The sequence below is a fragment of the Armatimonadota bacterium genome, from assembly GCA_037138755.1.
Lineage (GTDB): Bacteria > Armatimonadota > Fimbriimonadia > Fimbriimonadales > Fimbriimonadaceae > Fimbriimonas.
In genome coordinates, this window is the sequence record JBAXHT010000001.1 from 713,419 (window position 1) to 726,246 (window position 12,828).

The 12,828-nt window shown below is 54.7% G+C and carries 11 protein-coding genes; 5 read left to right on the forward strand and 6 right to left on the reverse strand.

All coding sequences use genetic code 11. The features are described from left to right. Positions 1 to 27: 27 nt before the first annotated feature. Together WCK51_03385 and WCK51_03390 are read left to right on the forward strand one after the other, a co-directional pair. The gene (locus WCK51_03385) at positions 28 to 594 is read left to right on the forward strand and encodes a type II toxin-antitoxin system antitoxin SocA domain-containing protein (protein MEI7575911.1); all 567 of its coding nucleotides are present in this window, start codon (positions 28 to 30) and stop codon (positions 592 to 594) included. Between the two features lie 77 nt (positions 595 to 671). Next, entirely contained in the window at positions 672 to 1,313 is a 642-nt protein-coding gene (locus WCK51_03390) for a hypothetical protein (protein MEI7575912.1), read from the forward strand. A 22-nt stretch (positions 1,314 to 1,335) separates the two neighbouring features. Here the strand turns inward: WCK51_03390 and WCK51_03395 are convergent, their stop codons facing one another. Next, positions 1,336 to 3,369, reverse strand: coding sequence for a glycosyltransferase (locus tag WCK51_03395; GenBank protein MEI7575913.1), 2,034 nt, complete (start codon positions 3,367 to 3,369; stop codon positions 1,336 to 1,338). Next, on the reverse strand, positions 3,366 to 3,632 hold the full coding sequence (locus WCK51_03400; GenBank protein MEI7575914.1) for a MerR family transcriptional regulator: 267 nt from the start codon (positions 3,630 to 3,632) through the stop codon (positions 3,366 to 3,368). Before WCK51_03400 ends, WCK51_03395 begins: the two co-directional genes overlap by 4 nt. Positions 3,633 to 3,829: 197 nt before the next feature. Here WCK51_03400 and WCK51_03405 point away from each other — a divergent pair, with 197 nt between their 5' ends. Then, on the forward strand, positions 3,830 to 6,367 hold the full coding sequence (locus tag WCK51_03405) for a M14 family zinc carboxypeptidase (GenBank protein ID MEI7575915.1): 2,538 nt from the start codon (positions 3,830 to 3,832) through the stop codon (positions 6,365 to 6,367). 93 nt (positions 6,368 to 6,460) lie between these two features. On the opposite strand, the gene WCK51_03410 is transcribed toward WCK51_03405, so the two are convergent. Next, entirely contained in the window at positions 6,461 to 6,751 is a 291-nt protein-coding gene (locus WCK51_03410; protein ID MEI7575916.1) for a hypothetical protein, read from the reverse strand. Positions 6,752 to 6,946: 195 nt separating this feature from the next. Next, complete coding sequence (locus WCK51_03415; protein MEI7575917.1) at positions 6,947 to 7,822, reverse strand: hypothetical protein; 876 nt, start codon at positions 7,820 to 7,822, stop codon at positions 6,947 to 6,949. 78 nt (positions 7,823 to 7,900) lie between these two features. On the opposite strand from WCK51_03415, the gene WCK51_03420 reads away from it, so the two are divergent. Next, positions 7,901 to 9,604 (forward strand): 1,4-alpha-glucan branching protein domain-containing protein, encoded by a 1,704-nt coding sequence (locus WCK51_03420; GenBank protein ID MEI7575918.1) that lies wholly within the window; start codon positions 7,901 to 7,903, stop codon positions 9,602 to 9,604. A 5-nt stretch (positions 9,605 to 9,609) separates the two neighbouring features. Further along, complete coding sequence (locus WCK51_03425) at positions 9,610 to 10,563, forward strand: hypothetical protein (GenBank protein ID MEI7575919.1); 954 nt, start codon at positions 9,610 to 9,612, stop codon at positions 10,561 to 10,563. On the opposite strand, the gene WCK51_03430 is transcribed toward WCK51_03425, so the two are convergent. Both WCK51_03430 and WCK51_03435 read right to left on the reverse strand, forming a co-directional pair. Further along, positions 10,560 to 12,512, reverse strand: coding sequence for a hypothetical protein (locus WCK51_03430; protein MEI7575920.1), 1,953 nt, complete (start codon positions 12,510 to 12,512; stop codon positions 10,560 to 10,562). The two genes, WCK51_03425 and WCK51_03430, sit on opposite strands and share 4 nt — an antisense overlap. Positions 12,513 to 12,610: 98 nt before the next feature. Beyond that, complete coding sequence (locus WCK51_03435) at positions 12,611 to 12,790, reverse strand: hypothetical protein (protein ID MEI7575921.1); 180 nt, start codon at positions 12,788 to 12,790, stop codon at positions 12,611 to 12,613. Between the last annotated feature and the right edge of the window lie 38 nt (positions 12,791 to 12,828).

Here is a 12,828-nt window from a genome sequence, read left to right on the forward strand (position 1 = left end):
AGTACAATTCGTCCAACAATAAAGAACATGTTTGATCCGCTGCTTCCTGCTAACACGATCGTCCAATGGCACTTGGAGCAAATGGTGACGGTAACACCTCTTAGGGTCCAGAAGGTTCTGTATTACTCTCACGGTTGGCATCTGGCACTCGCTGGCTACCCAATGGTTTCCTCCCCGATGGAGGCTTGGACATGGGGTCCTGTTAACCCTCGGGTTTACGCCGCTTTTGAGAGATACAGCAAAGATGAACCTATTCGGCATCTCGCTTTTCGCGAGAACGGTGAATCTAGAAAACTTGAGGATGAGTCAAACGAGCACTCCAGATACGCGGCATCGCTCGCTCGAGCGGTGTGTGACTCTCTGAAGGGCATGAGTGATACTGCACTCTTTGAGTCCACTCATGAAGAGGGGACACCTTGGGAGGTCGCCGTCAGAGATTTTACGGCAGAGTTTCAACGACCCCCGGAGCCTTGGGACCACGAAGCCATTTCGAATGCGAAGATAAAGCACTTCTTTGCCGCACAATTGAATAATTCAAGTGGAGAAACGGCGGCGGTCAACTCATCATCCAGGAGCGACTCAAGCTCAAGATGATGAGCGGGTCACCATTCGGAACCGGTGGTCCCCCTCAAGGTGCTGGAAATCCGCCAGCGCTCCCCTCTGATCCGCCAATGAATCCTGATCAGGATGATCTGCGGGGTGCGAATAGTGGTCAAGAAGGACGGGTTGATACTCCGTTCGGACTCCTGAGCCGACTCATTCTGGATAAAGGAGATAATCTTCGTATACGGGAGTTTTCCTTTTTATTGGCACTTCTGCTAGTTTTTGGAATTCTTCTCTATGACAACAATTTGGGGCGGTTGCAAACCTACTCGAGTGGCATTCGCTCACTCTACAAGATAATTGCAAGCGGTGCCATTTTTGGATTCGTCGGTTTACTCTATTTGTCGCTATCTGATCATCGATTCAAATTCAACTGGAATCTGCTCTGTCGATTGGGATTGTTTGGACTGTTACTGATTTCTTCGCTCAAGTACGGCGTCCCCATCTTCAAAAGTCAGTTTGCTACGGATTCAAGAAGCGGTTTACACGATGCATCCTGGAAGGAAAGCGTCCGGGTACTGTCTGAAATGCACTACCAAGCGGACGTGTCCAAGGCACGTCAAAGACTGGCGGAAGTAGAGCAGACTCCAAAGTCTTCTGTGCACACCGAGGTCGCTCGACAAGAGATGGTCATGAGAGCCAAAGTGATCTATTCTCAAGACATCTCAGAAGCGATGCTAGAGAAGTCCGAGCGCGAAGCCAATTTGTGAATCCGATGTTAATACCGCATCGCTAAGCCGAGGATACGACTTGCAAGTTGGCCATCGCCCGGTCGTGGTTAGGTTCAATGGTCAAAGCCTGGCGATAACAACCCTCGGCACCTTGATCCAGATTCATTTGCGCCATGGCGTTTCCAAGGACAAACCAGCCGTCGGCAAAATCTGGACGAAGCTGAAGTCCCACATGGTACATCTCGGCGGCTTGTGGATAGTAGCCAAGTTTATAGAGTAGGTCGCCGCAGCTGAATTGGATGTTCGAGTCCAAAGGCGCCAGAGCCATCGCTCTGCGGAAGCACCCGAGGGCGTCATCCAAGCGACCCGCCGAAGAAAGCGCATCGGCCCATTTCATCAAGAGGTTTGCATCCAGCGGCTGATACTTCTCAAGCATTTGGAAAGGCGTCAACGGGTCCCCGAGCTTGATCATCGCGAATGCCCAGGACTCCCAAGTGCCTAGGTCTGCCGGGTTGGCATCCCAGGCGGCCTTGTAATGTTGACTCGCGGTCGAAAAATCGTTTCGAGCAGCGGCGACCGTCCCTAGCCCGCGCTCAGCGGCCCAGCGAGTCGCGGCGTTGCTCAGGGCCATCCGGTAGGTCAGCTCGGCTTCTTCAAACCTTTCGAGCCTGACAAGCGCGTCTCCGCGTCCGAGTAACGCTGGCGGATAACCAGGTTGCCGCGATAAAGTTTCGTCGTACCACTTCAGCGCTTCGGACCAGTTTTCTTGAGCGCCGAAGATCATGGCCTTGTGGCCATAGCGCCGAAAATCGGCGATGGCTTTATCGCCGACAAAGTTCTCGGGCCATTCGTGGGCGAGGCAGCGGTCAACTGCGGCATGAGCTTCTTCGTAGCGACCCAAGTTAAAAAGGGCGATCGACCACAGATACTCGTTGACGATTCCGCTGTAGGCCGTTCCTGCACACAGTTCGCATACTTTGACGGCTTCTTCAGATCGGCCGTCCATATCGAGAGCAGTGGCCCAAATTTGGAAGGCGGAACAGCCGTAATCGGCACCAGAGGCGGCGATGTTTCGGACGCATTTTTCGGCGGTCTCGGCGGCTTGCTGGTAGGTTTTTGCCACGAACTGGGTGTTCGCTAGGTTAAAAAGCTGAAAAGGATCGTTGGGATTGCCTGCAACCGCCTTCTCTAGCATCTCAAGGGTTCGGTTAACCTTGTCTTTCGATTTCACTAATTCCTCGCGGTACCCATCATGATGGATTTTTGCCGCTGGAAGCGGAGTCCAAGGTAGCCCAAGTGCAATCAAAGAAGGTGTGATCTGCTCATGGATTGGCTCGGAAAACTGAACGCCGGGAATCCGTCGGAATAGACGGGTCGGAGAGTGAACGAACTCAGTAATCGTCCCCGACTCGTCGAGGTAGTTCACGATTTCAATGCTGAATCCGCCGATGTGCGGCCGACAGACCGCCTTCTGAAACTCTTCAAAACACGAAGGATCAAGTTGCTCGTCGGCGTCGATCCAAAGTGCCCATTCCCCGCTGGCTAACGAAAGTGCGTGGTTACGGGCGGCAGAAAAATCTTTGATCCATTCGAAGTAGCCTTCGATTGCGCCAAATCGCCGGGCGATTTCCATCGTACGGTCGGTGGAGCCAGTGTCCACAACAACGATTTCATCGACGATCCCTTGAAGTGAGGCGAGACACTTCTCCAAAACCGCCTCTTCATTTTTGACGATCAGGCAAGCAGAAATTCGAGCGCCGATGCCGGGTTCAGGAGTGTACGGATGAGCGTTTAGCCAACCATCTGCCGAAACGTCGGCACGGGAACGTCGTTGTGCCACCAGTTGGCGGCAATAGTAGTAACGCGACAGAAACAGTTCAAGATCATGGTGTCGTGGGGCGCCGATCGTCTCGGCAAACCTCTGCGACGCAGCCTCTTCATTGCCGAAAAAGGATTCTACAAAGAGGTACTCGCATAGCAAATCGGGATTTGTTGGCTCCTTTTCAAGAGCCAAAGCCAGTTGCTCACGCGCCGCCAGAAAATGGTGCTTCTGCAGGCTTTCTCGGGCTTGTTGGGCAACTGGATGGGGCTTCATGCGGCTCGTTCGCTTCGTTGTCTCGCAAGGAACTTGCGAGCACCAGCGATGCTGAACATTTCGTCTCGGACGAGCCGTTTGATCGTGAAGACGGTTTGAATGTCCTCTGGTCGGTAGCGTCGCTGACCGCCGTCGGTTCGCACTGGCTCAAGAAACTCCTCGAACTCACGCTCCCAGTACCTCAGCGTGTGGATTTCCACCGCTGTGATCTTGCTGGCAACGCTAATGCTTACCAATCCTTCTGACTTTCGCCTTTCACTCATCGTTTGCCCTTACTCAGGTTGAATTGAAGCGTTATCCGCCTCACACGATGATGTATTGGTAGGTTGCTGGCAAATATGCAGGGGAGATGGGAAGTTTTCACTGGGATCGCGGGCGTCTCGCCTGCAAAAGCCTCGTAGTCTTTCGCTGATCCCGACCGAGCCGAAATGTTGGTACCGCAGTGGGATAGACTAGCAAAATGTTCTCGGCCGCCCTCGCCACCGTCTTGCTAAGCCGCCTCCAAGCCGACGCAAATATGCACATGAACGGACCGTTCAACAGCGGAGTCCCGACTCCCGAATCGGTGCTGGGCTACAAGATCGGATCGCGAATCACGACCTACCGTGAGCAAGAAAGGGTCTACGACGCCATCGCCGCCAAGGCGGGTGGAAAAGTGCAGCGGATCGACTACGGCACTTCCAACCAAAACTTTCCTTTGAGGGTGTATGCCATCTCCTCACCCAAAAACATCGCGCGGTGGGAGCAGATTCAGAAGGCAATGGAGAAGGCGGGCAGCACCGGCACTGAGCCGCCGAAGGATACTCCAGCCATTGTCTGGATCAACCAGACGATCCATGGCAATGAACCTGCCTCGTTCGAGTCGGGCATGGAGTTGTTCTACAACCTGGTCGCAGGCAAAGGCGAATTTGCTAAGTCCCTCGATAACACCGTCGTCATCCTTAACCCCGTTTACAATCCTGACGGTCACGAGCGATTCGCGGTCGGCTATAACTCCTACGCCCGAGGGAACTACCAAGACGGCGCGTTCGAGTCATACGAGATCAACCTCCTCTGGGGACGCTATAACCACTACCGGTTCGATATGAACCGAGACCGCATTTCCTTCTCCCAAAAAGAAACCCAGGCGGAAGTCAAACTCATGCAGTCGATAAGACCCCAAATCTACATTGACCAGCATGGCCAGGTGCAGAATTACTTCTTCCCGCCCAACCCGATGGCGATCAACGTCAACGTAGATCGCGCGAGAATCAACAAATGGACCGATATCCTCGGCCGAGCCTGCGCCAAGGCGTTCGACAAAACCGGCTGGAGCTACTTCATTAAAGAGGACTTCGACTTCTACGCTCCCTGTTACCTCGATTCCCACGCCGCGCTCAGCGGGGCAATCGGAATTACCCACGAAACCGATGGCGGAAAAGTTCTGGCGAAGAGCCGCGACGATGGCTCCATCTCGACCCTTCGCGAAGGTGCCGCAAAGCACCTGACCACGGCCCTTGCCGTGATAAAAACCGCTAGCGAAAAGCGCGACGACCTCATTTCCGACTGGGCAAAATACAAGAAAGCCGCCGTCTCTGCCGAAGGCAGCGAGATGAAGCGGGTCTACGTCACCACGAAAGATGCCCGGGTTCTGCAACGCCTGCAGGCGCACCTAAAAAGAACCGGAGTCGAGGCAGAGTTTGCGTTCGCCCAACAATCGCCAACCCCTCCGGTAAGGGCCAAGAGCAAACCCATTCGAATCGAGGGCACCGACTTCTGGACGAACAAGAAAGACAAGTACGAGCTTGATCCTTACACTCTCGTTGTCGACCTTCGCCAAGAGTTTGGCCCTATCGCCAAATCGCTCTTCGAACGCGTCTCTGATTTTGAAAAAGAGTTCACTGACGCCCAGATGAACAAGAAGAAGACAGCGCCGGAAGGCGAGCAATACCCAGGACCACAAGGCACCGAGTTCTACGATTTGACCGGGTGGGCCCTGCCGTTCGCGTACGACCTTAAAGCTTATTGGACTGATGGCTCGGAGAAAGTTTCAACGACCAAGGCGTATCAGTCACTCACACCTCAAGTCCAGGACAACCCTCTCGGCTGGGTGATTGCTTACCGTGACTCAGAGGATGTCTTAGCGGTTCGAGAACTGCTTGCCGAAGGTGTCAAGGTGTCGGTAGCAACCGCGGATATGAACTTAGGTGACCAGAAAATCGCCAAAGGATCGTTCGTCATCTTTGCGCTTCGTAATCCCGCAGAAACCGCAAAGCTGATCAATGGAGCCACTTTTTCACGAGGCTCAGAGGTCACCGCCCTCACCACCTCCTACCCCGAATCCGGGCGAGAAGGTCCAGGAAACCGCCTCGCTGGACTCCGATCTCCGAACATCGGCCTCGTGTTCGGAAATCAGGCGAACATGACGGGCAGCAGCGGCACCTGGTTCACGTTCGATCAAGAGTTCAAGCTACCGTTCGTTTCCTTGTCCTCGAACGCCCTCGGCACACCCGCTATCCGCGACTACACCGCCATCATCGCCCCCTCCGGCTCTGCCGCACTGAGCAACTCCAAAGTTAAGGACTGGGTTCGAGAGGGCGGAGTCCTCGTCGTTTATGGCGAGAACCCTTCGGGAGTTGCTTCCTTTATTGCAAGCTCCGAAACCCGGGCAATCCCTGGTGCGATCTTCCAGGCCGTTCTTGATAAACGATCTCTTCTCGCAAGCGGCTACGAAGGCGACCGAATCGCCGTCCCGGTCGACGGCGACTCGTTCTACAAGGCCCGCAAGGAAGGCGGCGGAGTTGTCAAGTTCGCCGACGATGAGACGTCCAAACACCTCACCGGTTGGACGTGGGGCGAAGAGTCAGAGAAAGCCATTAAGGGAACAGTCTGGCTCCACGACGAACCACTCGGACGTGGACACATCATCTGGTTCGCCCAGGACCCTTGCGAGCGCGCGATGTGGCCCGGTCTCCACAAACTGCTGCTCAACTCGCTGATTCTGATGCCAGGGAACTAATTGTCAGCATCACCTTGGGGACCCGTGTAAAGAAGAAAGGGCGATGGTTCATGACGACCATCGCCCTTTCTCTTCTCCGGTTTTTTGCGTGGTTCAGTGACCTTTGCCGGATGGTTTTGAAGCAGGCTTTGATGCAGGCTTCGAGGTGGACTTGGCTGGGGTTTTCGATGAACTCTTCGTGCTCTTCGCACCGGACTTTGCGCTGGCTTTGCTTGCCGACTTGGCGGGCGCTTTGGTCGTGGTCTTCGAAGATGTTTTCGCTGGAGTCTTTGATGTCGACTTGGGTGCCGACTTGGTCGTGGTGGGCTTATGATCCTGGGCAAAGCCGACGGCGCACACCGAGACAAGAGACAAGATGGCCAGGAGCTGAGTGAGGTGTTTCATATTTGCGATTGTGGGCAACTGCACACAGGAGATACAACATTCCCCTACGGGGTATTAGTTCCCACTAATTTTGTTTTCTTGAAATTGTGAGTTGGCTACCTCAGTTCGCTCCGAAGTGTATTACTCGGAGATGCCCGCCGGTTGTCTTCCCTTCTTTCTTAACTTGCTGATTCTGACGCCAGGGAACTGATAGAACTATCGAGGATCATAACCTGACTCTTTGACGAGCCAAGCTGGGTCCCTGCACTCGATGATCTGCTTCACCGCCGCATGCTTGTCGGCAGCTTTGTTGTAATACGCCTGCGCGATTCGGGCACCAATAAAATAGCCGAGGTCGCCCGGTCGAGGCTCTTTTTGTCCGAACGTGGATATCCAGTCGAGCACACGGTTCTTTCCGGCGACTTCCGCCTTCCACTCCTTCCAAAGCTCAGCTTCGTGAGCCAACCCGTACTTCCACTGTTCGGTGTTAATCAGTCCTCCGCTCGCCAAGTAGCCGATCCAGTCGGCACTTCCTTCGCGAATCGTAGCCGCGAGGAGTCCGTTTCCACCACCTTTAGGTTGCAGAAAGTGGATGAGCTCATGGGCAACGATATACGGCATTTTGTCGGGCTCGTTGATGGACATCTCAACTCCGAGCATGAGGCCCGCCGAACTCGCCGTGCCTCCGCTCGTATGTCTGCCGATCACGCAGTAAACCGGTGGAAACGTTGCTTCGGGATACAAGTGCTTCATTGCGTAGAACGCTGACTTGATTCTTGGAAGAGCCTCCTTGACTTTCAACGTCCGCTCTCGCAAAAACATGTAGTCAACCTTCCGACTCCGGATGTGATCGGCAAGTCGGTCGGCACCTTGAATCTTGGTGAGGTTGAAGAATGCCAGTCCATGGGAACCACCATTCAGATACTTTTCCTTGAGATTTTTGGCGAGGTCTTCTGAACTCGAGTTGTCGAACACCGTCCAAAAACGGTCTATGTCGGATGTGATGAACTGGAACTGATCGGGATCGGAAGGAAACGAAGGCGGCGTCTGCTGCGCAGCAATCGCAAGAATGGCAATTCCGGACGAGATCATTCTCAATGATTACCTAGAATCGAAGACTTCAAGTTTCAATTTGAGTGATTGATAGGCTCTACGGCGTATCATTCTCTCATGCCCGTCGGACGACTTCTTCTCTGCCTCCACTCGCACATGCCATATGTGCTGAGCCATGGGAAGAGCCCTCACGGGACGGACTGGATTCACGAAGCGATTCTAGAGTGCTACTTGCCTCTTCTCGATGCTCTCTGGCGCCTCGAACAAGACGGCATCAAGCCCCGCTGGACGGTCAACATGACCCCGATTCTCGCCGAGCAGTTGGAAGACGAATCGCTCAAGGCCAGTTTTGAGCACTACTGCCAAGAAAAGATCGACTACGCAAAAGGCGACGCGATCGGCTTCAAAGCTCAAGGCGAAATGTGGATGGAGGGCCTTGCCCACTTCTGGGTCGCCCAATACGAAAAGGAACTTCAGCAGTTCCGAGAGCGATGGAATCGCTCGATCATCGGCGGGTTCAAGCACTTCAACGACAACGGCTCCATCGAGGTCATAACGAGCGGAGCAACCCACGGTTACCAACCGCTACTCGGTACCGACGAGAGTTGCAAAGCCCAAGTCCGGCTTGGCGTCGAAACCCACAAACGGCACTTCGGCAAGCAGCCCCGAGGTATCTGGCTCCCTGAATGCGCCTACCGGCCCCGCTATGACTGGAAGTCCCCAGTCGCCGATAACGAATCGGCTTGGCAGAGGATGGGCACAGAAGAAATTCTGAAGGATGAGGGAATCGAATACTTCTTCGTCGACAGCCACATGATTCGCGGCGGGAATCCACTCGGGACGTATGCAACCAAGTTTCCCCAGCTAGCCGAGATGTTCGCTCGGTCATCGAAGTTCTTCACCCCGCCCGCTGAGTACCGCTCGGAATACGAACATTACATGCTCCCCAACGGAGTCGTCTGCTTCGCCCGAGACCCTCAGACAACCGTCAAAGTCTGGTCAGGAGACGTCGGCTACCCAGGCGATCCTTCGTATTTGGAGTTCCACAAACAGCTTTATCCCGGCCGCCACAAGTACTGGCGTATCAGCGAGAACAAGGCTGATCTCGGTCAGAAGCAGCCGTACGACCCATTCCGTGCCTACGAGTCGATCCAGAACCACGCCGCGGACATGGTCGACGTCATCAAACAAACCTTGGCCCACTACAAGGGTCTTGCAGATCGCAACGGCTGCATCGTCGCGATGTACGACACTGAGCTCTTCGGCCACTGGTGGTGGGAAGGTCCCGAGTTCCTGTATCAACTCGGCAAAAAGCTTCACGAAGACGGCGAAGTCGAAATGGTGAGCGGCGGCGATGTGCTCGATACGGATCCGGCCAAGCACGTCATCACCCTTCCCGAAGGCTCCTGGGGCGAAGGTGGTTACCACTACATCTGGCTTAATGAGGAAAATAACTGGACCTGGGGACGACTGTACGAGTGCCAGCGCAAAATGCGCTGGATGGCGAAAGAGTGGCGTGACGGGGCGGCCAACGAAATCATCACCCAAGCCGCGAGGGAGCTTCTGCTTGCCGAAGCCAGCGACTGGCAGTTCCTCATCTCCACCCAAGCCGCTCGCGATTACTCCGAAATCCGCTTTAACGACCACGTAGACCGCTTCTTAGAGCTCTATGGCATTGCCGAGAAAGTTCACACCGGCGGAACTATGAACGAGAAGGAACTCGAATTCCTTAGAGATTGTCAAATCAAGGACGCGCCTTTCCCCGAGATCGACCTCACGATGTGGGCAATCGACCCAGTGACGGGTGCGCTAGTACAATGATCTCTATGCGCCGCTTCTCAGCTCTGCTACCGCTCCTGCTTGTTTGGGGATGTTCCCCTCAAAAGGATGAGCAGGCGATTTCCTCAGCTCCGCCAGCTACCGAGGCGACGTCATCTGAGCCAGCGCCAAATCCTCCTGTGACACCGGAACCCGGCAAAAGCGATCCCGTTACCAAGGCAGAGCCCAACAAACCCGCCCCAGCCGCACCCAGCAAACCAAAAGAAACCCCGATCCCGCCTCCAATTCCTGGACCTGCACAGTCCGGATTCAAGCCAACGCCGAATAACGCAGTCACTACTCTTGCCGCCGTGGACGCTCAGATGAAACGGATGAGAGACGTTGAGTTGACCCAACGCGTCCGTGCGGTCTACCCCGTGGGCAAGGGAAGTGCAGAGCTCATAAGCCGAATCAAGGGTCCCAATGATGTCCTGCTGAGATACGCCAACCTAGAACCGATCGGATCCAACTTTAACTTTGTCCAGTACACCGAGGTGCGTAAGGACGGAAAATCTCAAACGCTCGTCGGACAGAAATACGAGCCCGGTCACCGACTCCCTTCAGGAAACATCCTCGAAACCTGGCCGAAGAACTTCTCTCATCACCTTCTTAACAACTTTGGTGACGGCAAAGCAAACACGCTTAGCGACCTCGCACGGGCGGCAGCAAAGGCGGGCTGGACAACTGCCGTCGAAACCAAGAAGTTCGATACCGGAACGTTCCAGCGTGTGATTTTGACTTCAAAGAGTAAGCCAAAACGTACTTACACGATCCTGATCGAGCCCGACAAGAAGTTGCCAATGGAGCTTCAGATGGACGTCGACGATACCAAGAAGACCCGCGTCACGGCTGCTCTCCGGTGGAGGCAAAGTGACAAACCATTGACGCCAAAGGATCTTGATCCAAAAGTCGAAACGGCTCCGCACGTTGGTGGAGAGATGGGCAAAAAATCAGGAATCTAGGCTCCTCGTTTGGTAGCGAAGAGCCGAATTCCTTTCAATGTCGCCGGCTTGTCACTGGCGTTCAGGATTCGTAGGTAGCGCCCTCCCATCGGCTTTGGGCGGTACACGGTGGAATCAGGATCGGCATTCGGGTAGTACCGAAGTCTCTCGCTCAGGCTCGCTTCGGCGATCCAAGGCCTTGAGTCGTTGACCTTTTCGGTGGTTCCGTAAACTGCCACGAGGAAAGCCTGCGGTAGTTCGCCTCGGAGCTCAAGTTCGCCGAGCAGCCTGTCGCGGCCCAGGTCGACCTCAACCCACGCCTTCGGGGCAAGTGTGAACGTCGTCCCGTCATTGTCATCAGTAAGACCAAGCAGCTGCGCAGGGAACGAGCTTGCTGAGTCGCGAGTTGGCTTGCCGAGGACGAGATTGTTGTCTCGCGTGATCTCGCTCGCTGGTAGATTAAACGGCAGCTCGATCGAAGCCGCCTTTGTCATCCCGCGGGCGTAGATATTGCTCAGCTTTGCCGAACTAAAGCTGAACGAATCCTTGGCTCCGTGGATTTCGGCGGATACGGTGATCAATCCCACAAAGCCTTGCTCGGGAGACGCAGGGAAGGCATAGCCATTCTTGTCCGTAACCATCTCGGGCTGGTTTGCGAATCGGAGCTTTGCCCCAACCAGAGGATCGCCTTCGGGGGTGACTACACGCAAGATCATCACTGCCGGATAAGAGACGGTCGGGTTCATCAGACGGTCGACCTGGAACATGGTGAGCGGACCGGTTTCCGGTCGAGCGAGCTGCTTAAACAGCGGCTCGTTCGTCGGCCTCGCCGGAGGAACAAGGGCGGCAAGCAGTGAGATGTCCGTCAGGTTTTCGTCTGGTGCATTCTGAGGGATCAGTTGCTTGATCAGGTCAACTTGACTCTGTTGCCCCAACGGATTAACGTGTCTATTTGCTCCGATGGGCGCGAAGCTGTAGGTCGAAGCGTCGACAGCGTTGAGATTCCAAGCTCGCGAGGTATCAGGACTGACTTCAAGCCAAGTTCCGTTCGGATCGATGAAGATTGGATTCGTTGCAATCGCCTGATCTCCAAAGGCCGGGACGATTCGATAGATTGCGTTGCGGCTGTCCTTTGATCTCGAAGGAGACGGCAGCTTCAGCTCAACCTCAGTCGCCCCACCTTGGATCGTCGTTTGCGACGAAACTTGAGTGCCGCCAAAAACCCGATAGCCGGTGATTGGCTGGTCGCTGTTCAGGGTGATTTTATCTCCGCTCTTGGTGAGCCAGGTCTTTGCAGTTTTCGCAGGCTTCGCAGCCAAAGTCAAATGGAGCTCAGGTTGGTCAGACGGCGAGAGAGAGCTCCAGACTTCTGTCTTAGTTGAGCATTCAACTAAGAGTCCGAAGTTAAGTCCCTCGTGGCTTTTGAGATACTGCAAGGTGGAACCGAGGCCGGAGATCGTGACCGTATCTCCCTTGACCTCAACCTTGGCATTAAGCTTTTCGGAGTCTTCGCTCCCCAATGCGCCTGGAGTCTGCCAGTTTCCAGTGTCGCCGCCTGACTTGGTCCAAGTGACACCAGGAGCAAACGGCACCTCGGCTCCGACGACCGGAGCTTTGATTCGCTTTGAGAGGGCTTGCACACCCGGCCAAAGCCAAGGTCGCTTCATGAGCCGGACGCCGGTGATGCCCGCCTTTTCTGGGTCAGACAGCTTGAACTTGATGGAGGCGTCTATAACTTCTTTCCCTTCGCCAACTGCAAGATCGAGCGAGCCGAATCGGATGAGAATGCTTCGCTTGGCATCGCCAGAGAGACCGAAGCTGGTCGGTATCGGCAGACCTGGAGCCTCTGCGTCGATCTGGGCTTCTTGAACATCCCAATATCGAACCAGGGGAGAAGCTTCGAGATTGACTCCGCGCCGAAGGATCAGAGTATCGGCTGCGACTGCGGCGAAGGCCAGCGTGGAAAGCATCTCTCTAGTTTGACGCTTACGCCGGTCGAATGTGTCCCTAAAACAGAACGACCCGCTCGTTGGCGGGTCGATCAAAATCGGTTGTCAGTAGATTGATCTTACTCTTCAGTCTTCTTTGGAGCGGCGGCTTTCTTTGCGGCAGCTGGCTTTGCTGCTTTAGGAGCGGCGGCTTTCTTTTCTTTCTTAGCTCCGCCGGCCATTGCTTCCTTCTTAGCAGTCTTAATGATCTGCTCTTTTCGGTGTCGCTTCACTCGTAGTTCTTTATTTCGGACTCGCATCGTTGTTTCTAAATCTCCAGCTATATGCTAAAAAGGCA